Consider the following 24177-nt stretch of genomic DNA (forward strand, 5'->3'; position numbering starts at 1 on the left):
TGGATCCGATGATTTATTCATTTCAAAGATTATGTCTCGCCGAGTATAACGCTATCCATAGACCCGAAAACCGGTCTCGAGCGCGGTACGAAGCGCGTCGGGCGCCGGTCCACCGGGCCCCCTACCGACACGGAGACACGCATGTCCGAACGCGCCCCCAGCGCCGAACGCGCTGCCTATTACGAACACATCGGCCGCAACCACATGGCCCCGCTGTGGGAGTCGCTGCACAGCCTCGTGCCCCCGCAGCCCCGCCCGCGCGTGGTGCCCGCCATCTGGAAATACAACGAAGTGCGTCCGCTGGTGATGGAAGCCGGTGGCGTGATCAGCGCCGAAGAGGCCGTGCGCCGTGTGCTGATTCTGCAGAACCCGGGCACCCCGGGCTCGTCGAGCATCACGGGTTCGCTCTACGCCGGGCTGCAACTGATTCTGCCGGGCGAGATCGCGCCGAGTCACCGCCACACGCAATCGGCCCTGCGTTTCATCGTGGAAGGCCGTGGCGCCTGGACTGCCGTCAACGGCGAGCGCACCACCATGCACCCGGGCGACTTCATCATCACGCCCTCGTGGACCTGGCACGATCACGGCAACCCCGCCGACGGCGAGCCGGTCGTGTGGCTCGACGGCCTCGACATTCCGCTGGTGCAGTACTTCGATGCGGGCTTCGCCGAGAACTACCCCGAATCGCAACAACCTGTGCAGCGCCCCGAAGGCGACAGCTTCGCGCGCTACGGCTACAACATGCTGCCGGTACACCACAAGGTGAGCGATCCTACGTCGCCGATCTTCAGCTACCCGTACGCCCGCTCGCGTGAAGCGCTCGACACGCTGTACCGCAACGGCGAACTCGATCCGTGGGACGGCATCAAGCTGCGTTACGTCAATCCGGCGACCGGCGGCTGGCCGATGCCGACGATGGCGACGTTCATGCAGTACTTGCCCGCCGGCTTCCAGGGCAAGACCTACCGCAGCACCGACGCCACCGTCTTCTCGGTGGTGGAAGGCCGCGGCACCGTGCGCATCGGCGACGACGTGTTCCAGTTCGAGCCGCGCGACCACTTTGTCGTGCCGTCGTGGGCACCGGTGCAACTCGCCGCGCTCGAAGATGCCGTGCTGTTCAGCTACTCCGACCGCCCGGTACTCGCCGCGCTGAACCTGCTGCGCGAATCGCGCACCTGAGCGCCTCCGTCAACCCGCCTCAACCCGCCTCAACCCGATTCATCGGCGTCGCGCGCCTCGCCCCTTTGGCGCGGCGCGTGCCGTCACCGACTTCTCTTAAATTCGTCGAGTCAAACACCATGTCCTTTGTCTTCGCTCCGCCCGCCACCGTCGCCATTCCCGTTGTCGGCAGCAACGACCAGTTCGCCGTGCGCCGCGTGTACTGCGTGGGCCGCAACTACGCCGCACACGCCCGTGAAATGGGCTTCGATCCGGATCGCGAACCGCCGTTCTTCTTCTGCAAGCCATCCGATGCCGTGATTCCGGTAGCCTACGGCGACACGCTGGAACTGAAGTACCCGGCACAGACGAGCAACTATCACTATGAAGCCGAGCTGGTCGCCGTCATCGGCAAGGCCGGTGCCGACATTCCGCTCGACCAGGCACTCGAACACGTCTGGGGCTACGCAGTGGGCCTGGACATGACGCGCCGCGACCTGCAGATGAAGATGCGTGAGATGGGCCGTCCGTGGGAAATCGGCAAGGCCTTCGACGCCTCGGCACCGATCGGCCCGATCCACCCGGTCTCGAGCGTCGGTCATATCGAGAAGGCCGGCATTTCGCTGACGGTCGACGGCGTGCAAAAGCAGAAGAGCGATATCACGCACCTGATCTGGTCGGTCGCGGAAACCGTCTCGTATCTGTCGCAGTTCTTCCGTCTCGAACCGGGCGATCTGATCTACACCGGCACGCCCGAAGGCGTGGGTCCGGTCAAGGCCGGCGAGACGATGGTCACGGCCGTCGAAGGCCTCGGCGAGATCACCGTTCGCGTGGTGTAAGGCAAGGTCATGCAGCTCTACAGCTTCTTCAACAGCTCGACGTCGTATCGCGTGCGCATTGCGCTCGCGCTCAAGGGGCTGTCGTTCGACACCATTGCGGTGAACATCCGTGTGGGCGAGCATCGCGCCGACCCGTATGTCGACGAGGTCAACCCGTCGGCAACGGTGCCGGCGCTGGTCGACGGCGACATGTCGCTCGGGCAGTCGCTCGCGATTCTCGACTACCTCGACGCGAAGTATCCCCAAGCGCGCCTGGTGCCGGAGTCGCTCGGGGCCCGCGCACGCGTGCTCGAGCTCTCGATGCTCATCAGTTGCGACATCCATCCGGTGAACAACCTGCGCATCCTGAAGTATCTGCAAGGCCCGATGGGCCTCTCGGCAGAGCAGAAGGACACGTGGTATCGCCACTGGATCGACGAAGGCATGGCGGGCGTGGAGCGCTTGCTGGTCAAGTACGGTCACGGTCAGTGGTGCTTCGGCGATACGCCGACGCTGGCCGACGTGTGCCTGATTCCGCAGATCGCGAACGCCCAGCGCATGGGCTGTGACATGTCGGCCTATCCGCGCGCGATGGCGGTGTTCGACCATGCGCAGACGCACCCGGCATTCCTCGCGGCGGCCCCCAACCGTCAGCCGGATTTCTCGGCCTGATCGACGTTCGCAACGGCTGGAAGGGCCGCAGGAGACAACCATGAATCAAACCCATCAACCCAAGGCCCTCGTCGTCGGCGGTGGCATCGGCGGTCTCTCGGCCGCGCTTGCGCTCGCCAATCAGGGCGTGCACATCGAACTGCTCGAGCAGGCCGAGACCATCGGCGAAATCGGTGCGGGCATTCAGCTCGCCGCCAACGCGTTCGCCGCGCTCGACGCCCTCGGCGTGGGCGAGGCCGCTCGCGGCCGTTCGGTGTTCACCGACCACATCACGCTGCGTGACGCCATCGATCGCAGCGTGATCGCGGAAGTCGACGTCGGCACCCCGTATCGCGAACGCTTCGGCAATCCGTACGCCGTGATTCACCGCGCCGACATCCATCTGTCGATTCTCGAAGCGGTGCAACGCAATCCGCTGATCCAGTTCCGCACGGCGACGCGTGTCGTCACGCTGGAACAGGACGACAACGGCGTGACGGTCGTCGACCAGCACGGCGAGCGCCACACGGCCGACGCCGTGATCGGCTGCGATGGCGTGAAGTCGGCCGTGCGCGCCGCGCTGATCGGCGACGAACCGCGCGTGACCGGGCACGTCGTCTATCGCGCCGTGGTCGATGTCGAGAACATGCCCAAGGACTTGCAGGTCAACGCGCCGGTGGTCTGGGCCGGACCGAACTGCCACCTCGTGCACTACCCGCTGCGCGGCGGCAAGCAATACAACCTCGTGGTCACGTTCCACAGCCGCGAGCAGGAAGTCTGGGGCGTGCGCGACGGCAGCAAGGAGGAAGTGCTGTCGTACTTCGAGGGCATCGATGCGCTGCCGCACCAGATGCTCGACCGCCCGACCTCGTGGCGCCGCTGGGCCACCGCCGACCGCGACCCGGTCGAGCAGTGGAGCTTCGGACGCGCCACGATTCTCGGCGACGCCGCACACCCGATGACGCAATACATCGCGCAAGGCGCCTGCCAGGCACTCGAAGACGCAGTCACGCTCGGCGCCGCTTATGCCGCAGCGAACGGCGATTTCGTCGATGCCTTCCGTCGCTACGAGTACGCCCGTATTCCGCGCACCGCTCGCGTGCTGTATGGCGCGCGCGACATGGGCCGCGTATATCACGCCAAGGGCGTGGATCGCTGGGTGCGCAATTCGCTGTGGCAGGGCCGCACGCAGACGCAGTTCTACGACGCGCTGCAATGGCTGCACGGCTGGCGTGCCGAGAACTGCCTGTCGCAGACGCCGTGGCTGAACGGCGCCTGATGCCTGATCGTTTCACCGCAGTCCCCAGTACCGCCATACCCCTAACGTAGTCCCGCAGTTCCGTGGCGCGATGTCCTCGACGATGTCGCGCCACCCCCTATCGCGTCGCATTGCGACCGGTGGCAAGCCGTACCCATAACAACAATCACTGCAACGCATTCGGCGAGGCCGGCCCATCGGCCTGCATCGCTTCTGGCACCTTCGAGGAGACAACCATGCCAGCCACCCCCATCAACGTGACGGCGTTCATCGACCGGCACCGCATTTCGCCGTTCCAGATGATGATCGTCGTGCTGTGCTTCCTGATCGTGGCCATCGACGGCTTCGATACGGCGGCCATCGGCTTCATCGCCCCCGCCATTCGTGCCGAATGGTCGCTCACGCCCGCGCACCTCGCACCGCTGTTCGGCGCGGGCCTGGCCGGCCTCATGGCCGGCGCCTTCGTGTTCGGCCCGCTCGCCGACAAGTTCGGCCGCAAGACCATCCTCATCTTCTCCGTGCTGTTCTTTGGCGTGGCGAGCCTCGTCTCGGCGTGGTCGATGGACCTCTGGCACCTGATCGCACTGCGCTTTCTCACGGGCCTCGGTCTCGGCGGCGCCATGCCCAACGCCATCACGCTGACATCGGAATACTGTCCCGACTCGCGCCGTTCTTTCCTCGTGACGACGATGTTCTGCGGCTTCACGCTCGGCTCGGCGCTCGGCGGTCTGGCGTCGGCCGGCCTGATCGAGACCTTCGGCTGGCGCTCGGTACTGATCGCCGGCGGCATCATGCCGATCGTGCTCGGCGCCGTCCTGATTCGCGCGCTGCCCGAATCGGTGCGCTTCCTCGTGATGGCAGGCAAGTCGCCCGAGCGCGTGGCCGCTTCGCTACAACGCATCGCCCCGCAAGAGGACCTGCGCGGCGCGACGTTCAACATCGCGTCGAAGCCGTCGACGACGTCGCCGGTCGGCCATCTGTTCAAGCCCGAACTGCTGCGCGGCACGCTGCTCTTCTGGGTCACGTTCTTCATGAGCCTGCTCGTGATCTACCTGCTCTCGAGCTGGCTGCCGACGCTGTTGCGCACCAACGGCCTGACGCTGCGCAATGCGGCCATCGTCACGGCGATGTTCCAGGTCGGCGGCACGCTGGGTGCCATCGTGCTCGGCTGGCTGATGGACCGCTTCAATCCGCATTACGTGCTGTCGGCGGCTTATGTGCTGGCAGGCGTCTGCGTGGCTGCCGTGGGTCCGCTGGCGAGTTCGCCGGTGCTGGCTTCGGTCGCCGTGTTCTGGGCCGGGTTCTGCGTGTCGGGCGGTCAGGTCGGTGCGAACGCGCTGTCGGCCAACTTCTATCCGACGGACTGCCGCGCCACCGGCGTGAGCTGGGCCAACGGCGTGGGCCGTCTCGGCTCGGTGGTCGGCTCGGTCGGCGGGGCGTCGATGCTCGCGATGGGCTGGTCGATGCCCGCCCTCTTCGCCGCCATCGGCGTGCCGGCGGTGCTCGCAGGGCTGACGATGCTCACGCTGGGTCGCCTGCGTCACCGTCAGGCTGCGCTGGCAGTCGAAGCCACGGCGTAACTGTTTCGCCAAACATAACGACGTAAACCGAAACACTTTCTCCCCAAGCGGGTGCCCGTCGCAACACGCGACGGCGCCCGCTTCTTTTTTTTCGCGTTGTCGGATGGAACCCGGTTGGCTGTCGCGTCGTGCGAGGCAGGGGGCGGTAGATAGGGCTAAAGTGTCGGGTGACGGTGAACGCAAGGTGTCGCACACGACGACGCCCGTCGCCGCCAATCCACATTGCCCTCACGGAGATTGAAGGTGTCGCTGCCCCCCTTGCTGGTCGTTATTCCGATGCATCCCGAGCAGTTGGTTGAACTGCAATCCCGTTTCGACGTGATCTACCGCCCGAGTCATCACCCGACGCCGGAGGGCTGGGGCGCCGAGGGCGGGCGTGCGCGCTTCGTGCTCACCAACGGGGCACGCGGGTTGAATGCCGCCGAGCTGTCGCATCTGCCGAACGTGGAATTCGTCAGCGCCCTGGGTGCCGGTTACGAGAACCTCGATGTGGCCGCCATGCGCGCGCGCAACATCGTGGCGGTCAACGGCGCCGGTGCCAACGCGCCGACGGTGGCCGACCAGGGTTTCGCATTGCTGCTCGCCGCCGTGCGGCGCATTCCGGAGTACGACGCGGCGTGCCGCAAGGGCGTGTGGCGCGATGCGCTGCCGATGCAGCCCGGTGTGTCGGGCAAGAAGCTGGGGATCGTGGGGCTGGGCGCCGTCGGACGCCAGTTCGCCAAGCGCGGCGAGGGCTTCGACATGCAGATCGGTTATCGCAACCGGAATCGTCGCAACGATGTGCCCGCGCATTATCAGTACTTCGACAGCGCGCTGGCACTGGCCGAATGGGCCGACTATCTGGTGGTAACCGCGCCCGGTGGCCCGGAGTCGCATCATCTCGTGAATGCGCAGGTGCTGCGCGCGCTTGGCGCGCACGGCTTCCTCGTCAATCTCGGACGCGGCAGCATCGTCGACACGGCCGCACTGGCGGACGCCTTGCGCAATGGCACCATCGCCGGTGCCGGGCTGGATGTCTACGAAGGCGAGCCGTCGCCGCCCGCTGCACTCATCGACTTGCAGAACGTGGTGCTCAGCCCGCACGTGGCCGGACGTTCGCCGGAAGCCGAAGCCGCAACGCTGGCCATGTTCATGGAGAACACGCGACGCTATCTCGCGGGCGAACCGGTCATGACGCCGCTGTGATCCGCTGTCAGTGATTGTCCAACCCGTCGATGCTGCGCTCCGGCGATGCCGAAAGTGTCACACCATCGTTGACGGGTTCGAATTCGATGCTGCTCCTGGCGCTGCCGGTCGTGAAGACCGTCTCGCAGGTCGGGCACTTCACTTCGGCATCCGAATGAAGGTAGTCATGTAGCGCCTGAACGCTCGGCTCGCTCGCCGCCACGGCGAAGCGGGCCTTGCAGGTCGGACAAACGACGAAACCGGTGTGGATCGACAGCATGGAGAACCTCCTGTAGTCGCACGGTTCAACGGGTGACGTCGATGATTCTATAGCCAATCGGTACGCCGGGGGCCAGCGCGCGTCGGGTCGGCCTTGGCATCGTCAGCATCGTCAGGCCGGACGCTGGGCGGTTCGGCGGATCGGGGGGCCTGTCGCGGTCTGTCGTTGGCGGCCACGCCGATGGTCGGCTCGGCGGTGCCTTCCTGAGCGTCGACAGGGTGCATGCGCTCTCGTGGATCGAAGTCGCGCCATTCTCCGTTTTCCCAGACACCATTCGCTTGTTCGATGGCTTCCGCACCGGCGTCGCGCAATACCGCGATCGCGGCGTCCGCCGTGGTTTCACTGACATGGGTGGCCAGCATCACCCCGGCGTCGCGCATGCGGGCCTGCTGCGCCGACACGCGCTCCCGGCCTCGCATGCGTCGCAATGCGCCGAAAAACGCACCGAGATACGCGCCGCCCATCATGCCGACCACCGGTACCAGCCAGAAGCGCCAGGCGAACACGAACAGCAGTGCGCCCAGCGCCAGCCCGAATGCCGCGCCCGCGATCACGCCCTGCGCCGCCCCCCTGCCCGCCGGACGTGCCGCCGCATCGGCGTCCACATCTCCGCCGATCGGGAATTTCGCGTGCTGCCCGGTCGGATTCAGAAAGAAGACGGACACGTCCGCAGGCCGGAACGCCCGGTCGTACAAGCGTGTCGCCACCAGGTTCGCCTGATCGAACGTGGTGAAGCGTCCTGCCACGATCATCGCCATCGTTATCCTCCCTTTGTGCTTTTCGCGGTTCGCCCAAGGGCGTATTTCAGTGGGATAGGCAGGCGTCGGCTTTGTTTCATCAAGGAATCCTTACAGGCCCGAAGGAGGCATTGAGAAAATCAATGTGCGGGAACTGGCGCAGGACATGCCGGATCGCATCAATATGCCTCCTATGCTAGCGACCTGGATGCGAGAGGCGCGGAATCGCCGGACTGGGTGCACGGATCGCGCATCGCGTCGCGCCACACGGTGCATTGCCGCACGATGCAACCATTGCAGCATGACGTATGCCAACTTCGCACAGGAAGACCTTATGGCTCGCGCAATCTGGAAAGGTGCCATCAGCTTCGGACTGGTCAACGTGCCCGTCACGTTGTTTCCGGCGTCGTCCACCCATACGCTCGATCTCGACTGGCTCGACAAGCGCACCATGTCGCCGGTCGGGTACAAGCGTGTCAACAAGGAAAACGGCAAGGAAGTGCCGCGCGACCAGATCGTGCATGGGTATGAGTACGAGAAGGGAAATTACGTCGTGCTCAGCGATGACGAAATCCGCGCCGCGAACCCTGCCGCTACGCAGACGGTCGACATCCTCGCGTTCGTCAACGCCACGGATATGTCTTTCATGTATCTCGACACCCCGTACTACCTCGTGCCTGAGCGCGGCGGCGCGAAGGCTTACGCATTGCTGCATGCGGCACTCATCAAGGCGGGAAAGCTCGGCATCGCGCGAGTGGTGATGCATACGCGGGCGCATCTTGCCGTGCTCGCGCCGGCGGGGGACGCGCTCGTGCTCGACACGCTGCGATGGCACGACGAGATGCGCGACCCCGCCGAAGTGGGGCTGACCAGGGACAAGCTCGGCAAGCTCGCCGCGCCCGGCGACCGGGAGCTGGACATGGCGGTCCGGCTGATCGACGAGATGTCGGGTCCGTGGCGCCCGCAGGACTATCACGATACGTTCCAGGACGACCTGAAGGCGCTCATCGATCGCAAGATCGCCTCGGGACAAACGCGTGAAGTCGCGCAGATCGAGGCGAGTGCGCCAAAGTTGTCGAACACGGGCGGCACCGCCGATCTGATGGCATTGCTCCGGCAAAGTCTCGGGACGAAGGGCAAACGTGAGACGGTAACGATCGAGGCGCAGGACGTTGAGACGAAGCCGGCCCGCAGCAAGAAGACGACCAGGGCGGGTGCATCCGGCAGTTCTGCGAAATCCGCCAAGGACAAACCCGTCAGGAAAGCCGCGACAAAGAAGACGGCGGCGAAAAAGGCTGGAACGAAGAAGGCGCCGTCCAAACGCACCAAGGCCGGGTGAGGACAACCATGCCGAGAGTCGGGAAAGCCACAAACGGCGCGCCACGCAGTGCAAAGCCCGGGCAATCGCGCGACCCGTTGGCCAATTACGCTGCGAAACGCAATTTCTCGGCAACGCCGGAGCCACGCGGCAAGCACGCTGCGTCTGGCCAAGGCCTGCGATATGTCATCCAGCGCCATGACGCGAGCCATCTGCATTACGACTTCCGACTGGAGCTGGACGGCACGTTGAAGTCTTGGGCATTGCCCAAGCAGCCGAGCCCCGACGTCAGCCGCCCGCGCCTGGCCGTTCAGGTCGAAGATCATCCATTGGCCTACGCCGATTTCGCAGGAGATATTCCGGCAGGCAACTACGGGGCCGGTCACGTCGACATCTGGGACAGCGGCACGTGGACGCCCGACGGCGACGCGCGGCGCGACTACGCCAGCGGCAAGCTGTCGTTCACATTGCACGGCGAGCGCCTGCAAGGGCATTGGACGCTCGTCCGCACGGACAAGCCCGCACGTCAGCCACAGTGGTTGCTGATTCATCGCCGCGACGACAGCCGACACGCGACGGCAGGAAAGCGCACGGCCTCCGCGAAGAAGTCGTCCGTCAAACCACCTGCCGAACTCGGCCCGATGCTCGCCACGCTGGTCGACGCGGCACCGCCCTCCGACGGATGGCATGCGGAAATCAAGCTCGACGGCTATCGGGTGCTCATTCGTATCGACGGCGACGACATTCGCGTGTTCACGCGCTCGGGGCAAGACTGGACGCATCGCTTTCGGCCGGCAGTCGAAGCGTTGCGCAAGCGCGGCCTGCCCAATGCATGGCTCGACGGCGAGGCGGTCGTGACCAACGAGCACGGCCTACCGGATTTTCAGGCGCTGCAACGCGCCTTCGACGAAAACGCGCAGGACGCCATCGTCATCTACGTCTTCGACCTGCCGTGGTACAACGGGCGCGATCTGTGCCGCGAACCCTTGCACGCGCGTCAGGCGGAACTGTCGGCGCTCTTCCAGGAACCCGAAACCGATGCGGTACGCGTGCTCCGGCCCGTGAGCGGCGATCTGGAATCGCTTTGGCACGGCGCGTGCGAAGCGGGCCTCGAAGGCATCATGGTCAAGCGTGACGATTCGCCCTACGTCACCGGACGCAGCGATGCGTGGCGCAAGCTCAAGTGTTCGCAACGTCAGGAATTCGTGGTGCTCGGCTATACGGAGCCGTCCGGCACACGGCAAGGCTTCGGCGCCCTGCTGCTCGGCTACTACGATGACGACGGCAAGACACTGCGTTATGCAGGCAAGGTCGGCACCGGCTTCGACACACGTGCGCTGCTTGCCCTCAAAAAACAACTCGATGCCGTCGAAACGCCAAACGCCCCACTCTCCCCCGCGCCGCGGCCGGGCGGCCGAGCACGCGTGCATTGGCTCAAGCCAACGCACGTGGCCGAAGTGCGCTTCGCCGAATGGACTCGCGACGGCCATGTTCGGCAGGCCTCGTTTCTGGCGATGCGCGGCGACAAGCCGGCGAAAGACATTCGGCGCGAAGTGCGTCGCGCTGCCATCAACACCCACAGGGAGATATCGTCGATGCCCCGCAATGCGCAATCAAAAGGAGCGGCTGCGACCCTGCCGGTGAAGATCACACACGGCGATCGGGTGATGGATACCCACTCCGGGGTCACGAAAGCCGAGCTCGCGGCGTATTACTTCGCCGTGAGTCCGTGGATGCTTGCGCATCTGGCCAGGCGTCCCGTAGCGGTGCTGCGTGCGCCGGAGGGAATTGGCGGCGAGATGTTCTTTCAGAAGCACGCGGCGAAGTCCATGCCGAACGTGCGCGTGCTCGATGCGTCGCTCGATCCGGATCATGAACCGCTCATGCAGATCGACAACGCGAAAGGGCTCGTTGGCGCGGTGCAAATGGGATCGGTGGAGTTCCACACGTGGAACGCCCGCAGTGATCTGATCGAGCGTCCGGATCGCGTGATCTTCGACCTCGACCCTGGCAAAGGCGTGGATTTTGCGCACATCGCAGAGGCTGCTCAGTTGATTCGGGGGCTGTTGGAAGCCCTCGGGCTCATGGCATTCGTGAAGACGAGCGGCGGCAAGGGACTGCATGTGGTGACACCATTGGCGCGGCGTCACACTTGGGAAGTCGCGAAGGGATTTGCGCAATCCGTGGCCCAGCACATGGCGCGCGTGTTCCCGGATCGCTTCACGGCGACGATGGGCGCGAAGCATCGCGTGGGGAAGTGCTTCGTCGACTATCTGCGCAACTACCGGGGCGCGACGACCGTGTGCGCGTACTCCGCGCGCGCCCGGGAAGGGATGGGGGTATCGATGCCGCTGGACTGGGAGGCATTGTCCGATTTACGAAGCGCCGATGCCTGGAACGTACGCAACGCGGTCGAGCATCTCACCGCCCTGAAGCAAGATCCGTGGGCCGACTACGACAAGGCCGCTCAGCAGCGCGTGACGCAGGAAATGCTGGAACGGTTGGCAGATTGAGACCGAAGGTCATATCGGTGGAATGTCGTCAGCCCCGCGCGCCTCCCACATCACCCTCCTGTAACCAACGACGTTTGTCGCGCAACGGCGCGTCGCCGAACACGCGGGCATATTCGCGGCTGAATTGCGATGCGCTCTCGTATCCCACTGCCTGCGCCGCGGCCGCGACGGCGATGTCCGCCGCGAAGATCAGCCGCCGCGCCTCCTGCAATCGCAACTGCTTCTGATACTGCACCGGGCTCATCGCCGTCACCAGCTTGAAGTGGTGATGCAGCGACGACACGCTCATGTGCACCTCCTGCGCCAGCGCCTCCACGCGCAGCGGCTGCACATAATGCTCGCGCAACCAGCGCACCGCACGGGCGATGCGATTCATCTGGCTGTCCTGAAGCGCCATCTGCCGCAACAACACGCCCTGCCCGTTCATCAGCAGGCGGTACACGATCTCCCGCTTGATCATCGGCGCAAGTATCGGAATGTCGCGCGGCGACGTCAAAAGTCGCAGCAGACGCAGCACGGCATCGAGCAACGCCGCATCCAGCCGGTTGACGTACAACCCCCGTCCGCTGGCCGCAGGGGCCGGCGGCGGCAGGTGCTCGTCGCCAATGAGCGAGGTGACGTCTTCCGCCGCCAGATTGAGCCGCATGCCGAGGTACGGCGTCTGCTCGCTTGCCCCCGACACCTGCGCCAGCACGGGCAAGTGCACCGACGACACCATGTAGTGCATCGGATCGTACGCGTAATCCTCGTCGCCGATCCGCAGACGCTTCTCCCCCTGCGCGATAACCGCGAACGCCGGTTGCTGCAGCGCCGGCTTCGGGCCGCCCGGATGCGAAATGCGATGCACGAACAGCCCATCCACCGCCGTGGGCGCCGTACCCTCCAACCCGTGCGTGGCCGCTTCGAGCAGTCGGACCAGCTCGAAGCGCGCGGACTGCGACGGATCGTCGGCAAAATCGCGCTCGAGTGCCTCGCGAGGCGGAATCCTGACCAGATGCATGAAAGTGTCCTCACTTCGGAACGGCGGGAACGACGGGAACGGCGGGAACGCCTCCCGGCCGCAATAAGGCACAGCATACGCCCGTCGAGATAACTTGCCCGATTCTCCGGACCCGCATACCCACGATCAGGCACAAATTCCGGAGAATCCGGCAAGAATCACGCCATCGACACCCGCCACCCGGTCGATCAGGCATCGCCCACTTTCACGTCAACGTCATATTTGACAATGCTTTTCAGCCGATCGACGGGGCATGACAACGACGATGACGTCATCGCTTGCAGGATCAGGCAGGAAATGTGCAGGAACAGGTACTGCTTGCCTGATGCCCCACGACGCATAATCTGTCCCATCCCGTGCAGGACGTCCCCCCGGACCTTTCCCATGCGACGGGCGGCAATTTCAACGGAGCGATGCAATGCGACAACGGAAACTTGGCAACACCGGCCTCTTCGTCTCGGAACTGTGCCTCGGCACCATGACCTTCGGCGGACAAGGCGAACTGTGGAGCAAGATCGGGCACCTGCAGCAAAACGATGTCGACGCCCTGGTAGGACGTGCGCTCGATGCCGGCATCAACTTCATCGACACCGCCGATGTCTACTCGGAAGGCCAGTCCGAAGTCCTGACCGGCCAGGCGCTGCGCAACCTCAAGGTGCCGCGCGATAACGTCGTGGTCGCCACGAAGGTATTCGGTGCGACGGGCGGGCAAAGCACCAACTCGCGCGGCCTGTCGCGTTACCACATCATGGACGGCGTCAAGGCCAGCCTCCAGCGCCTGCAGCTCGATCACATCGACCTGTATCAGGTGCACGGCTTCGACCCGGCCACGCCGATCGAAGAGACGCTCGGCGCGCTCGACACACTGGTGCGCCAAGGGCATGTGCGCTACATCGGTGTCTCGAACTGGGCGGCCTGGCAGATCGCCAAGGCACTGGGCATTTCGGCCCGCCTGAATCTGGCGAGCTTCGCGTCGTTGCAGGCCTACTACACCGTGGCCGGCCGCGACCTGGAGCGCGAGATCGTGCCGATGCTGCGCAGCGAAAACGTCGGCCTGATGGTGTGGAGCCCGCTCGCCGGGGGGCTGCTTTCGGGCAAGTACACGCGTGACGGTCAGTCGGAAGCGGGCAGTCGCCGCCAGTCCTTCGACTTCCCGCCGGTCGACGTGGAACGCGCCTACGACGCCATCGACGTCATGCGCAGCATCGCCACCGAGAAAGGTGTTTCCGTCGCGCAGATCGCACTTGCATGGCTGCTCGCACAACCGGTCGTCACGTCGGTCATCATCGGGGCCAAGCGCATCGATCAGCTCGACGACAACATCGCTGCGACGCGTGTCACGCTCAACGAGCGCGAACTGTCCGCGATCAACGCCGCCAGTGCACTGCCGAGCGAGTATCCAGGCTGGATGCTCTCGCGCCAGGGCGATCCGCGTCGCGCACAACTCGCGGAAGCCGGTCTGCTGTAAGCCGCACGACCGCCAGATGGCGAACGTCAAGCGGTAAACGACAAACGGCGCACCATGAGAGCGGTGCGCCGTTTGCTTTTGCATCACGCCATCAGAACGTGTGACGCATGCCGATGTTCACGCCCAGTTGATTCGTACCGGCGTTGGGCGAACCACCCGCACCGCCCGAACTGACCGAGTAAGCGGCGTGCTCGCTGTTGCCGAGCCATGCCACCTGCGTGTAGACGGCCGTACGCTTCGAGAGGAAGTACGTGCCGCGCAGCGTCGCCATCGTCGCCCGGGTGTTCTGCCGCGCATTGAGCATGCGGAACACTTCGCCATCGACGGCGAACGCCGGGGTGAACTGGTACAGGGCGCCGATGTAGAACATGTCCGAGTTCACGCCACCGGCCGACGCCGTCTGTACGCGACGGCCCAGCCAGCCCGCGCCCGCCTTCCAACTGCCGCCCTTCACATAGCCGTTCAACTGCCAGCGGGTGTCCTTGTCCGACGAGCGGGTGAGCGGCACCGCAGCGGCGCCATTGAAGAAGCTTGCCGCCGCACCGGTACCGCCGCGCTGTTCGTCCCATGCACCGGCCACGCCGAACCACGCGGTGTCGTACTTGAGCATGGTCGAGATCTGACGGCACGCCGTCATCTGGCCGGGCGTCTGGCCGGCACAAGTGCCCTGCCCCGGCGAGTTGCCGGTACCCCCGCTGTCACGGCCGAACGAGTATGTCGCGCCCACCGTCAGGCCTTTGAACACGCCCTTGTAGGCCACCGTATTGTCGCTGCGCGCATTGGGAATGTAGCTGTCGAGCGAGCCGCTACCGTAGAGATCGGGCCCAAGAATGTCGGCGTCGCCCATGACCCAGAACGTCATCGAGTACTGACGCCCGAACGACAACGTGCCGTATTGGTTCGACAACCCGACCCACGCCTGACGCCCGAACAGGCGTCCGCCCTGATTGAGATCACCGGCGCGCACGTTGAAACCGCTCTCCAGCGCGAACACGGTATGCAAGCCGCCCCCGAGGTCTTCATCGCCGCGCAGACCCCAGCGCGACGGCAACGACCCGGTATTGCCCGGCATGCGCACGAGCGAACTGTTGTTGGTGCCCGCGTGCGAAAGGTACTCGACGCCGGTGTCCAGAATGCCGTAGAGCGTAACGCTTTGTGCCGAAGCCGATGTGTGCGCCAGTGCAAGGCTGGCGGCCAGTGTGATGCCGGCAGCGAGCGCAGGCAGTCCCTTGTGGGTCACGGTGATGTCTCCATTGAATCGTGTGGTGGTCCGGCCTGTACCGGCCGGTGACGCGCGAGAAGCGCCATCGCGTCGCCGTCGGGGGACGGCAGCGCGATGGGTACAACGAAAACGGGAAGGATCAGACGGCGCCGGCGGCGGACTTGGCAGCGGGCGTTTGTGCGCCGTTGTAGCTCACGCGCCGACGCATCACCAGCATGAGACCGGCGGCAAGGAAGGCGGGAATGGCCACGATCTGGAAGGCCTGTGCGGTGCTCGACGCCGTGGCGATCAGCACGCCACCGAGGCTCGACCCGAGAATCGAGCCGAGACGCCCCACGCCCAGCGCCCACGCCACACCCGTCGCACGCGAGGCCGTCGGATAGTAGGCCGCCGTCAGCGCGTTGGCCCCGGTTTGCGAGCCGGCCACGCCGAAGCCCGCGAGGAACACGACCAGCATCAGCCAGCCCGCCTGATGCGTGACCGAGCCGAGCACGCACAGCGCGATACCCGCCATCACGTACGACGCTGCCAGCACGCGATACGGGCTCGTGCGGTCCATCGCGAAGCCGATCAGCACGGCGCCCACGGTGCCGCCGAGCGGCAGCATCGCGCCGATCCGGGCCGCCTCGGCGAGCGTGTAGCCGGAATCCTTCACGATGAGCGGCAGCCAGCTGGTGAGCAGATAGAACGCGCACAGCGTGCAGAAGTACGTGGCCCAAAGCAGCATCGTGCCCACGACGTAACGGCGCGCAAACAGACCGCCCACGGCCGAGTTCACGGCGCCTGCCGGGGCCACTTCCGGATCGATGCGCGTGACCTGCGGATCGATGTGACGTGCAATGGCGAGCAGTTGATCGCCCCGGTCGCCGCGTGCGGCGAGATAGCGCATCGACTCCGGCAACCAACGCATGAGCACGGGCACGATGGCGAGCGGCACCACGCCGCCGGCGATCAGCACGCCGCGCCAGCCGATGTGCGGGAGCGTCTGCGCCACGATCTCGCCACCGATGGCAAAGCCCAGCGTGAAGCCGCAGAAGGTGGCCGTCACCAGCAGCGAACGCATGCGCTCGGCGCAGTATTCAGAGCTCAGGGTGATGGCATTGGGCATGGCGCCACCGAGACCGATGCCGGTGAGGAAGCGCATGACGGCCAGTTCGGTCGGGCTATGCACGAACGCCGACGCAATGCTGCCGAGCGAGAACAGCACGACCGAGAGGATCAGCACGCGCTTGCGGCCGATGCGGTCGGCGAGCGGCCCGAAGATGAAGCAGCCCAGCATGAGACCGCCGAGCCCGGCGCCGAACACCGTGCCGAGGCTGGTCGTCGCCATCGTCCATTCGCTGCGAATGGCCGGGGCGAGATAGCCGATGGCGGCCGTGTCGAAACCGTCGAGCGTGACGATCAAAAAACACAGGGCGATCACGCGCCATTGAAACGGCGTGATCCCCCTGCGGTTCATCAATGCGGATATTTCCATGTCTGTCTCCTGTGCGGTAGCGACCGCAGGCAAAGCGACGGGCCGTGGCGTCTGTTCTCGACGCTCTGTAAAGGGCCACGCCGCCGGTTGGGGGCGATTACGTAAAACAACTCCGGCAACTGCGCATGACGTTTCGGATGACGAATCTCACGCTCGCGTCCTGGCTTTCATTCGGTCGCGGACAACTCCGGATCGCCCGCCGAGAGGTACTCCCACATGCGTTCGATGATCCGGCCCGAGCGCGTGGCACGCGCGCGGCATTCCTCAGCCTCCAGCACGGCCGCCGGGAACGCGCCTTCCAGCGCGAGTACGTCGAGGTCGACGCGCGCCGCGTCTTCCAGGTACCAGGTGAGCGCGACCATCGCCTCGAGCGTGTCGGCCGCCACCACGGCGCCATTGCCACGCATGACGACGGCCGCGTTGGTGCCCATCGTGGCGATGACGGCTTCGGCCTGTGCGTCGGAGCGAATCAGTTGCGGGTCGTCCCACAGCGGCACGCCCGGCGCGAAGTACGTGCCGGGGCCGTGCAATGCGCGCGGCGTGCGACGCAGCGTGGAGAGCGACATGGTCTTGGGCGGCATGGTGCGCGCCACGGCGCCGATATCCGGTCGCGAGCGGTAGATCTTCTGATGCAGACGAACCTCACCGAGGACACCGTCGGGCAACGGCCCTTCGACCGGCACCACGGTACCTGCCTCGCCCACGCCGAGCAGCCCCATCGGACGCGCCGCGCAAACGACGAAGTGATCGGCGTCGAGGCGCGCGCTGCAATGGCCATAGGCGTGCGCCAGCCCGGCGCGCGCCAGCGTGCGCGCCGCCACGCGCACGGCGCGATCAAGATCGGCAACGGTGACGGCGTCGAGCGCGCCGTCGAATGTGTGATGTGTCATGGGAAACGCGACGCCTCTCGCCGCCAATCGGAATCGACGCGTCGTGTCAGGCCGAAAACTCGGGGATTTCGGGCTTGGCACCCCACATGCAGAAGCCCGTCGGATCGAACGGAAACTGACGCGGCACGTAGGTCGCTTCGTCTTCCGGCGCAATCTTGCGGACACCTGTGGAGTATTCGTAGACCATGCCGTCAGGTCCGGCGAAGTACAGGAACATGGCATGCGAGGTCGGGTGACGCCCCGGACCGAAGCGAATCGGCACGCCCTGTTCGCGAAGGAAGTACCACGAACGCATCAGGTCATCGATGCCGTTCACCTGGAAGTTCACGTGCTGGATGCCGGCACGCTTGGCCGGGAACAGCGCGATCTTGTGGTGGACGTCGTCGATGCGCAGCAGCGGCGCATCGCCGATGCGGTCCGAGACACGCGCGTTGCACACGCTCGTCCAGAACGCTTCGTCGCGACGCGCGTCGGTCGTGCACAACCCCACATGGCTGAAGGAGTCGATGCCCGCGTCGCGCTCGCCGTGATAGCCGCGTCCCGTCTGCGCCGCACGCAGGACCAGTTCGATCTGGTTGCCAGTGGGGTCGCGAAACGTCAGGAAGTCCGCCACGCGACGCATGTCGGCCTCATCACGCGTGCCACGGCGAAACGCGATCTTCATGGCGTCGAGTTGTGCGGCAGCGGCGTCGAAATGCGCGTCGCTCGCGACGTCGAACGCGACCGTGTGGTCGGCGGGATCGCCTTCGAAATAACACACGGAATGATCGCGGCTGTCGCTGCGAAGAAATACGTAACCGGCCTCCCGGCGCACTTCCTGCAACCCGAGAATGGTGCGCGCGTAACGCGTGGCACCTTCGAGGTCGCGCGTGCCCAGCCGCACGTATCGAATGTCGTGCAGATTGATCACCGCTTGTCTCCTGCGGATATTGTTCGTGTCCCGGGCGGATTACCCGGTGACTTCATGTCGTGAGGGATACGATAAGGATCGGCATCGCATGACGCCAACAAATTGCGTAAATGCGCGGTATTTACGGCGTGAATTGGGGGTGCAGCATTGGCGAGACGCGTGACTGCCGCCCTGCCGTATCGAACAGCAGGGATGTCGGTCGATCACGACAGTCGGTGGGGATCAGTCTTCGCCGTGGAAGAGGCGGAAGATGGTGCTGCGCAGCCAGCGATGACCGGCGTCGGCGTGAAATCGCTCGTGCCAGAGCTGGGAGATGTCGAACTCGGGACCGTCGAAGGGCAACGCATACGCGCGCAGTTCGGCGGCCGCCTGAAGCGCGCGCCCGAGACGGGTCGGCACGCACACCACGAGATCGCTCGCGGCAATGAGCGCCGAAAGCCCCATCGAGTGCGCCATGCGCAGCGCCACGTGGCGCTGGCGTCCGGCCCGCGCAAACCACTGCTCGACGGCGGTCTCGAAGACATCGTGATTGCCCGCCGTCGGGCGATAGACCGCGTGTGCGGCGTCGAGGAACGCTTCGCCGGTCAGTTCGTCTCGGACCGTGGGGTGAGCGTCGCGCACCAGCGCGACGTAGTGCTCACGGAACAGGCGCTGCTGGTGAAAGCCCGACGAGAAGCGCGTGAACAGGCCCAACGTGAGATCGATATCGCCCATCGCCATGGCGTTCTGCGCTTCACGCGGCGTGGTGTCGACCGTCACGATACGCACACCCGGCGCTTCGGCGGCGAGCGTCGCCATGAGCTTCGGCATGAAGATCAATTGGCCGATGTCGCTCAGGTACAGCCGGAAGGTGCGCTGTGCTTTGGCCGGCAGGAAGTCCTGCGGTGCTTCCACCGCGCTGCGAATCAGGGCGAGGCCTTCGGTGACGGGCGGGGCGAGGGAGTTGGCGAGATCGGTCGGCAGCATGCCTTGCGGCGTCTTGACGAACAACGGGTCGCCGAACGCGAGCCGCAAACGCTTGAGCGCATTGCTCACGGCCGATTGCGTGAGGTTCAGTTCCTCGGCCGTGACCGTCGTGCTGCGGGTGCGCAGCAACGACTCGAACACGAGCAACAAATTAAGATCGAGCGAGCGTAAGTTCATCCCCAGCATACCGTCCTGCAAGAAGCTCCCGCATTCTAGGCAACGCCCGACGGTATGCGCAGTGCGGAAAACCCGCCCATGCCCGCTCGTGCGTTCGTGGTATTCACGTGCGCGCGTCGGCACATGCTGCGGCGTGAAGGCGCGAGATGACTTCAAGCACCTCGGGCCGCTTCTCCCGCTTGGCCGTCACCACGTGGTACTGCAACGGGCAGGCGACCTCGACATCGGACAGGCGAATGAGACGGCTGCGAGCGATGCAGTCGTCGGCCAGCGGCGCGCGGGCGAGGGCGATGCCCAGTCCGGCCTCGGCCGCGGCAAGCACGATGGTGTAATCCTCGAAGCGACGGTCACGCGCACGCGGGCGCAACGACACGCCTTGCGCGCCGCACCAGGCACGCCAGCCCGTCAGATCGGAGTCGTGCAACAGTGGTTGCGCCAGCATTTCGGCAACGCTCGCCCCTTTGAGGCGCCCGGCCATTTCCGGTGAGGCGACGGGATAGAGCACTTCGGACATCAACGGTTCCGAATCGACGCTCGTCCATCCGCCACGCCCGTAGCGCAGCGCGATGTCGACCTCGCCGGCGCCGACATCCGCATTGCGATGTTCGGTCGTGACCTGGATGTCGATGAACGGCTGCCCGGCCTGGAGCTTCTGCAAACGTTCGAGCAACCAGAGCTTGGCAAACGACGGCACCACGCTCAGGCGCACTGCCGGCACCTTGCGGGCCTGATGCCACTGGTCGGCGGCGGCGTCGATCACATCGAACGCGTGCTCGATGCGTCCCAGAAAGCGCTGGCCGTCGCAGGTGAGGCTCACACCGCGTCCGTGCCGCTCGAACAGCGCGCAACCGAGCCAATTCTCGACGGCCCCCACCCGGCGGCTGATCGCGCCGTGCGTGAGACCGCTCGCTTCGGCCGCCGCAGTAAACGAGCCGTGACGGGCGACGAGGCAAACGGTCTCGAGATTGGCGAGCGGCGGGCGGGCGCGGGGCGAAGTAGTCATCTGACGCAGCGGAGAAGGGAGGGATTCAGTCACCGCCGCGAGGTGTGAGTGTGATTCACAGCTTGCCAGCGATTTGTGCAGTAGCTTATCACCGCTCGTGTACGGCAAGATAAGCATCTGCGGGCCGTCGCCCCAATGAAACAGGCCGCGTCGAATGCCTGTTGCCGCCGCCCGCCTTCCCTTTTCAGGAGCTCATCGTGTCAGCCGCTGCCCCCGCCTCGTTCACGCTCTACGTGGACGCGCAATTCACCAGCCCCTACGCCCTCTCCGTGTTCGTCACCCTGCGCGAAAAAGGGCTGCCGTTCGACCTGAAGACTGTCGACCTGGTGCAAGGCGCGCACCACGAAACCCACTTCGCGGACATGTCGCTCACGCGTCGCGTGCCGACGCTCGTGCACGGCGACTTCACGCTCTCGGAATCGTCGGCGATCAGCGAGTACCTTGAAGCCATTGCGCCAGCAGTGCCCGTTTATCCGGTGGATGCGCGCGAGCGCGCCCGGGCGCGTCAGGTGCAAGCCTGGCTGCGCAGCGATCTGGGGACATTGCGTGAGGAGCGCTCGACGGAAGTGATTTTCTATCGCCCGTCGACGCAGCCGTTGTCCGATGCGGGATACACGGCCGCGAGCAAGCTGATCGCGATCGCACAGAGCCTGCTGCCGGACGGCCGTCTCTCGCTGTTCGACCAATGGTGTATCGCCGACGTCGATCTGGCGCTGATGCTCAATCGCCTGATCTATAACGACGATGTGGTGCCGCAACCCCTGGTCGACTATGCACGTCGCCAGTTTGCGCGACCGGCCGTGCAGGAATGGCTCGCCATGACGCGTCCGCCGCGTGCGGTTGATCTTGTCGAGCCGGCGAACGGCAAGGCCGCTGCCTGAGCCGGTTGCCCGTCAGGCAGCAACCATCGCCAGGCGCTGACGGTGAATGACGATGTGAAACAGGACGAGCCACCGGTGTGGGCAATCGTCGCGCAACGCGACGTTGCGCCCGCCCGGTTCGCTGTCCACGGTGGCGTGGCGACTGGCGAGCGCCGCCTGAAACGCCGCGCCGGCGAGTGAGCGCGCCGCCAGCATCAACAGCAGCAGCGACCCAGCCATGGCAATGCGAAAGTCGGCAGACGTGAAGACGTATTCCGGCACGTCGAACACGAGCATGGCGATTACCACGCAGGCATCGATGCACACGGCCCCGAGCGAGGCCACAAGCAGATAGGCGCGCAACATCCGAATCGTTGTCGATTTCATTCGGCTCCCCTCCCTTTGCTCTCGACGGACAGGAACGTCTGGCGTCGCCGGGCCCCGATTTACCATGCGGCCCGTCGATCGTCGCGGTGTTCCCGCCATCATCCGCTTCCGATCTTAAATGTCCAGAGCCGGTGTCCCTGTGACCCGAAACGATTTTTTACACACTGTTACCCTCGTCCGCCGCCGGCCGTGGCAATGGCGCGGTGCGCAATCCTGACGAAAATCCCGCATATTTCTTGCGAAAAATGGCCGAATTCCGAGTTTTTTCGGCGCCAAGGCGCGCAAACGCCCGTGGGCGCGGCTTTCTGGGTGAATTCAGTCGACAGGCAGGCCCCGAAAGGAGGAAAATATCGCCACCTTGCCGTTTACGTTAACGGCACTGACGATTGAAGCCACCTCTGCCGAGACATTGAAGAAACATGAGCGCCAATAACCCGTTGCGTTTTGTCGTGGAGCCGCACGCCAACCCCACCCCCGCCGACCAGATCGCCGCCAAGCTGGCGAACCCGGTGTTTGGCCGTGTATTCACGGATCACATGGTCACGATCCGCTGGACCGAAGGCACGGGCTGGCATGATGCGAAGGTCGAGGCGCGCCGTCCGTTCCAGATCGATCCGGCTTGCGCCGTGCTTCACTATGCGCAGGAAATCTTCGAAGGCATGAAGGCCTATCGCGGTGAAGACGGCAAGATTTCGCTGTTCCGTCCGCAAGCCAACGCCAAGCGTTTCCGTGAATCGGCCCAGCGCATGTCGATGGCCGATCTGCCGGAAGCCGTGTTCCTGGAAGCCGTGGAAAAGCTGGTCGACATCGACCGCGCATGGATCCCGGGCACCGAAGGCAGCAGCCTGTACATCCGCCCGTTCATGTTCGCCTCGGAGAGCTTCCTCGGCGTGCGTGCTGCGCATGAATACATTTTCTGCGTGATCGCCTGTCCGGTCGGTCCGTACTTCAAGCCCGGCAAGTCGGCCGTGACCGTGTGGGTCTCGGACCAGTACACGCGCGCGGCACCCGGCGGTACCGGCGCGGCCAAGTGCGGCGGCAACTACGCCGCCAGCCTGATCGCCCAGACCGAAGCCAGCGCCAAGGGCTGTGACCAGGTCGTGTTCCTCGACGCCGCACAACATCGCTGGATCGAAGAACTCGGCGGCATGAACGTCTTCTTCGTGATGGACGACGGCTCGCTCCAGACGCCGCCGCTGTCCGGCACGATCCTGCCGGGTATCACCCGCGCCTCGATCATCGAATTCGCCAAGCGCGAAGGCCTCACGGTCAACGAAACGCCGTACGAATTCGCCCAGTGGCAAGCCGACGCCGCCAGCGGCCGCGTGAAGGAAACGTTTGCCTGCGGCACGGCAGCGGTCGTCACGGCCATCGGTCAGGTGCGTCACGCGAACGGCGAGTTCACCATCGGCGACGGCGGCGAAGGCCCGGTCACCAAGCGCATTCGCGACCAGCTCACGGGCATTCAACGTGGCAAGGTCGCCGATCCGTTCGGCTGGGTGCATCACGTCGCGTAAGTTCGCGATCCGCGTGACCCGCGCCGTCTACCCGACGGCCCACGCGACACCGAATCGACATAACAAGCTGTGAAGCTGCGCGTCGCCCGAGACAGCGACGCGGGAAATCATGGGCGGCGCGCCCCGGCATCAGGAGAGCCGGACGCGCCGTCTTGTTGTACTTGACTTGCAGATCATGAAACACGATACGGGCGCTGTATCCAGCGTCGTGGCGGCTGCCGACACAATCGGCGTGCCGCACTCCGTGCTCGAAGACATCTATGCGATCGTCATCGGCATGGCATTTGTGGTGGTCGGTCTGGTGCTGCTCAAGGCTGCCGGGTTGGTCACCGGCGGCGTAGCCGGCATTGCGCTGCTCGCTTCCTACATTTTTCCGCTACCGGTTGGCACCATCTTCACGCTGGTGAACATACCGTTCTTCCTGTTCGCGTACTTCACGATGGGCGCCCGCTTCGCGCTCAAGTCGACGGTCGCGAGCTTCGGCATTACCTTCGCCCTCGCGGCCATGCCGCAGACGTTCAACGTCGCCTTCGTGAATCCGCTGTTCGCCTCGTTCGTGGGCGGCACGCTGTGCGGCATGGGCATACTCGCGCTCGCACGTCATGGCGCGGGCGTCGGTGGCACCGGCATCGTCACGCTGTGGCTGCAACGCAAGCGCGGCATCAACGCAGGTATCTCGCAGGTGTGTATCGACGCGACGATCCTGCTCGCCTCGCTCGCCACGATTCCGGCCGGACGCGTCGCCTGGTCCGCCCTGTCGGCGGTCGCCATGAGCGGCATGGTCGTGGCGTGGCATCGCCCGGGCCGTTATACCGGACGCTGA

At 65.1% G+C, this 24177-nt stretch carries 22 protein-coding genes; 12 read left to right on the forward strand and 10 right to left on the reverse strand.

Going from position 1 to position 24177, the window contains the following annotated elements; genetic code table 11:
- Positions 1 to 141 precede the first annotated feature (141 nt).
- The 6 genes from gtdA to ABWO90_RS06190 all read left to right on the forward strand — a co-directional run bounded on the left by gtdA (position 142) and on the right by ABWO90_RS06190 (position 6650).
- Positions 142 to 1179 carry a gentisate 1,2-dioxygenase gene (gene gtdA, locus ABWO90_RS06165; RefSeq protein WP_353190325.1) on the forward strand — a complete coding sequence of 346 codons (1038 nt, stop codon included), beginning with the start codon at positions 142 to 144 and terminating at the stop codon, positions 1177 to 1179.
- A gap of 119 nt (positions 1180 to 1298) precedes the next feature.
- Positions 1299 to 1997, forward strand: a complete 699-nt coding sequence (locus ABWO90_RS06170; RefSeq protein ID WP_353190326.1) for a fumarylacetoacetate hydrolase family protein — start codon at positions 1299 to 1301, stop codon at positions 1995 to 1997.
- A 9-nt stretch (positions 1998 to 2006) separates the two neighbouring features.
- On the forward strand, positions 2007 to 2648 hold the full coding sequence (gene maiA, locus ABWO90_RS06175; protein WP_353190327.1) for a maleylacetoacetate isomerase: 642 nt from the start codon (positions 2007 to 2009) through the stop codon (positions 2646 to 2648).
- Positions 2649 to 2688: 40 nt separating this feature from the next.
- Entirely contained in the window at positions 2689 to 3906 is a 1218-nt protein-coding gene (locus ABWO90_RS06180; RefSeq protein WP_353190328.1) for a 3-hydroxybenzoate 6-monooxygenase, read from the forward strand.
- Positions 3907 to 4121: 215 nt separating this feature from the next.
- Positions 4122 to 5465 carry an MFS transporter gene (locus tag ABWO90_RS06185; RefSeq protein ID WP_353190329.1) on the forward strand — a complete coding sequence of 448 codons (1344 nt, stop codon included), beginning with the start codon at positions 4122 to 4124 and terminating at the stop codon, positions 5463 to 5465.
- A gap of 276 nt (positions 5466 to 5741) precedes the next feature.
- A complete protein-coding gene (locus ABWO90_RS06190) occupies positions 5742 to 6650 on the forward strand; it encodes a 2-hydroxyacid dehydrogenase (protein WP_502922559.1) in 909 nt (302 codons plus the stop codon).
- Positions 6651 to 6657: 7 nt separating this feature from the next.
- Here ABWO90_RS06190 and ABWO90_RS06195 read toward each other — a convergent pair whose 3' ends face one another.
- Positions 6658 to 6909 carry an MJ0042-type zinc finger domain-containing protein gene (locus ABWO90_RS06195; protein ID WP_353190331.1) on the reverse strand — a complete coding sequence of 84 codons (252 nt, stop codon included), beginning with the start codon at positions 6907 to 6909 and terminating at the stop codon, positions 6658 to 6660.
- 47 nt (positions 6910 to 6956) lie between these two features.
- On the reverse strand, positions 6957 to 7667 hold the full coding sequence (locus ABWO90_RS06200; RefSeq protein WP_353190332.1) for a hypothetical protein: 711 nt from the start codon (positions 7665 to 7667) through the stop codon (positions 6957 to 6959).
- A 313-nt stretch (positions 7668 to 7980) separates the two neighbouring features.
- On the opposite strand from ABWO90_RS06200, the gene ku reads away from it, so the two are divergent.
- The gene (gene ku / locus ABWO90_RS06205; protein ID WP_353190333.1) at positions 7981 to 8985 is read left to right on the forward strand and encodes a non-homologous end joining protein Ku; all 1005 of its coding nucleotides are present in this window, start codon (positions 7981 to 7983) and stop codon (positions 8983 to 8985) included.
- A 77-nt stretch (positions 8986 to 9062) separates the two neighbouring features.
- Positions 9063 to 11477, forward strand: a complete 2415-nt coding sequence (ligD, locus tag ABWO90_RS06210) for a DNA ligase D (RefSeq protein WP_353190334.1) — start codon at positions 9063 to 9065, stop codon at positions 11475 to 11477.
- Positions 11478 to 11505: 28 nt separating this feature from the next.
- Here the strand turns inward: ligD and ABWO90_RS06215 are convergent, their stop codons facing one another.
- On the reverse strand, positions 11506 to 12477 hold the full coding sequence (locus ABWO90_RS06215) for an AraC family transcriptional regulator (protein WP_353190335.1): 972 nt from the start codon (positions 12475 to 12477) through the stop codon (positions 11506 to 11508).
- Positions 12478 to 12895: 418 nt separating this feature from the next.
- Between ABWO90_RS06215 and ABWO90_RS06220 the strand changes: the two genes are divergently transcribed.
- Positions 12896 to 13945 carry an aldo/keto reductase gene (locus ABWO90_RS06220; RefSeq protein ID WP_353190336.1) on the forward strand — a complete coding sequence of 350 codons (1050 nt, stop codon included), beginning with the start codon at positions 12896 to 12898 and terminating at the stop codon, positions 13943 to 13945.
- A gap of 91 nt (positions 13946 to 14036) precedes the next feature.
- Here the strand turns inward: ABWO90_RS06220 and ABWO90_RS06225 are convergent, their stop codons facing one another.
- From ABWO90_RS06225 to ABWO90_RS06250, 6 genes are all read right to left on the reverse strand, one after another.
- A complete protein-coding gene (locus ABWO90_RS06225; protein WP_502922549.1) occupies positions 14037 to 15185 on the reverse strand; it encodes a porin in 1149 nt (382 codons plus the stop codon).
- A gap of 121 nt (positions 15186 to 15306) precedes the next feature.
- Positions 15307 to 16644: an MFS transporter gene (locus tag ABWO90_RS06230; protein WP_353190337.1), complete on the reverse strand. Its 1338-nt coding sequence runs from the start codon at positions 16642 to 16644 to the stop codon at positions 15307 to 15309.
- Between the two features lie 167 nt (positions 16645 to 16811).
- Entirely contained in the window at positions 16812 to 17534 is a 723-nt protein-coding gene (locus ABWO90_RS06235) for a class II aldolase/adducin family protein (RefSeq protein WP_353190338.1), read from the reverse strand.
- A 46-nt stretch (positions 17535 to 17580) separates the two neighbouring features.
- Positions 17581 to 18444, reverse strand: a complete 864-nt coding sequence (locus ABWO90_RS06240) for a VOC family protein (RefSeq protein ID WP_353190339.1) — start codon at positions 18442 to 18444, stop codon at positions 17581 to 17583.
- Positions 18445 to 18666: 222 nt separating this feature from the next.
- The gene (locus ABWO90_RS06245) at positions 18667 to 19587 is read right to left on the reverse strand and encodes a LysR family transcriptional regulator (protein ID WP_353190340.1); all 921 of its coding nucleotides are present in this window, start codon (positions 19585 to 19587) and stop codon (positions 18667 to 18669) included.
- A gap of 103 nt (positions 19588 to 19690) precedes the next feature.
- Positions 19691 to 20590: a LysR substrate-binding domain-containing protein gene (locus ABWO90_RS06250; protein ID WP_353190341.1), complete on the reverse strand. Its 900-nt coding sequence runs from the start codon at positions 20588 to 20590 to the stop codon at positions 19691 to 19693.
- A 197-nt stretch (positions 20591 to 20787) separates the two neighbouring features.
- Here ABWO90_RS06250 and yfcF point away from each other — a divergent pair, with 197 nt between their 5' ends.
- Positions 20788 to 21471 carry a glutathione transferase gene (yfcF, locus tag ABWO90_RS06255; RefSeq protein ID WP_353190342.1) on the forward strand — a complete coding sequence of 228 codons (684 nt, stop codon included), beginning with the start codon at positions 20788 to 20790 and terminating at the stop codon, positions 21469 to 21471.
- Positions 21472 to 21483: 12 nt separating this feature from the next.
- On the opposite strand, the gene ABWO90_RS06260 is transcribed toward yfcF, so the two are convergent.
- The gene (locus ABWO90_RS06260) at positions 21484 to 21837 is read right to left on the reverse strand and encodes a hypothetical protein (protein WP_353190343.1); all 354 of its coding nucleotides are present in this window, start codon (positions 21835 to 21837) and stop codon (positions 21484 to 21486) included.
- 419 nt (positions 21838 to 22256) lie between these two features.
- Between ABWO90_RS06260 and ABWO90_RS06265 the strand changes: the two genes are divergently transcribed.
- Together ABWO90_RS06265 and ABWO90_RS06270 are read left to right on the forward strand one after the other, a co-directional pair.
- Complete coding sequence (locus ABWO90_RS06265) at positions 22257 to 23354, forward strand: branched-chain amino acid aminotransferase (protein WP_353190344.1); 1098 nt, start codon at positions 22257 to 22259, stop codon at positions 23352 to 23354.
- 175 nt (positions 23355 to 23529) lie between these two features.
- A complete protein-coding gene (locus tag ABWO90_RS06270) occupies positions 23530 to 24177 on the forward strand; it encodes a YitT family protein (RefSeq protein WP_353190345.1) in 648 nt (215 codons plus the stop codon).

The sequence above is a fragment of the Pandoraea pnomenusa genome (assembly GCF_040391475.1).
Lineage (GTDB): Bacteria > Pseudomonadota > Gammaproteobacteria > Burkholderiales > Burkholderiaceae > Pandoraea > Pandoraea pnomenusa_C.

What these genes read in the sequence shown, in the direction of transcription:
- gtdA (WP_353190325.1), top strand. Translation starts at nt 142, where the DNA reads ATGTCCGAACGCGCCCCCAGCGCCGAACGCGCTGCCTATTACGAACAC.
- ABWO90_RS06170 (WP_353190326.1), top strand. Translation starts at nt 1,299, where the DNA reads ATGTCCTTTGTCTTCGCTCCGCCCGCCACCGTCGCCATTCCCGTTGTC.
- maiA (WP_353190327.1), top strand. Translation starts at nt 2,007, where the DNA reads ATGCAGCTCTACAGCTTCTTCAACAGCTCGACGTCGTATCGCGTGCGC.
- ABWO90_RS06180 (WP_353190328.1), top strand. Translation starts at nt 2,689, where the DNA reads ATGAATCAAACCCATCAACCCAAGGCCCTCGTCGTCGGCGGTGGCATC.
- ABWO90_RS06185 (WP_353190329.1), top strand. Translation starts at nt 4,122, where the DNA reads ATGCCAGCCACCCCCATCAACGTGACGGCGTTCATCGACCGGCACCGC.
- ABWO90_RS06190 (WP_502922559.1), top strand. Translation starts at nt 5,742, where the DNA reads ATGCATCCCGAGCAGTTGGTTGAACTGCAATCCCGTTTCGACGTGATC.
- ABWO90_RS06195 (WP_353190331.1), bottom strand. Translation starts at nt 6,909, where the DNA reads ATGCTGTCGATCCACACCGGTTTCGTCGTTTGTCCGACCTGCAAGGCC.
- ABWO90_RS06200 (WP_353190332.1), bottom strand. Translation starts at nt 7,667, where the DNA reads ATGGCGATGATCGTGGCAGGACGCTTCACCACGTTCGATCAGGCGAAC.
- ku (WP_353190333.1), top strand. Translation starts at nt 7,981, where the DNA reads ATGGCTCGCGCAATCTGGAAAGGTGCCATCAGCTTCGGACTGGTCAAC.
- ABWO90_RS06215 (WP_353190335.1), bottom strand. Translation starts at nt 12,477, where the DNA reads ATGCATCTGGTCAGGATTCCGCCTCGCGAGGCACTCGAGCGCGATTTT.
- ABWO90_RS06220 (WP_353190336.1), top strand. Translation starts at nt 12,896, where the DNA reads ATGCGACAACGGAAACTTGGCAACACCGGCCTCTTCGTCTCGGAACTG.
- ABWO90_RS06230 (WP_353190337.1), bottom strand. Translation starts at nt 16,644, where the DNA reads ATGGAAATATCCGCATTGATGAACCGCAGGGGGATCACGCCGTTTCAA.
- ABWO90_RS06235 (WP_353190338.1), bottom strand. Translation starts at nt 17,534, where the DNA reads ATGACACATCACACATTCGACGGCGCGCTCGACGCCGTCACCGTTGCC.
- ABWO90_RS06245 (WP_353190340.1), bottom strand. Translation starts at nt 19,587, where the DNA reads ATGAACTTACGCTCGCTCGATCTTAATTTGTTGCTCGTGTTCGAGTCG.
- ABWO90_RS06250 (WP_353190341.1), bottom strand. Translation starts at nt 20,590, where the DNA reads ATGACTACTTCGCCCCGCGCCCGCCCGCCGCTCGCCAATCTCGAGACC.
- ABWO90_RS06260 (WP_353190343.1), bottom strand. Translation starts at nt 21,837, where the DNA reads ATGAAATCGACAACGATTCGGATGTTGCGCGCCTATCTGCTTGTGGCC.
- ABWO90_RS06265 (WP_353190344.1), top strand. Translation starts at nt 22,257, where the DNA reads ATGAGCGCCAATAACCCGTTGCGTTTTGTCGTGGAGCCGCACGCCAAC.
- ABWO90_RS06270 (WP_353190345.1), top strand. Translation starts at nt 23,530, where the DNA reads ATGAAACACGATACGGGCGCTGTATCCAGCGTCGTGGCGGCTGCCGAC.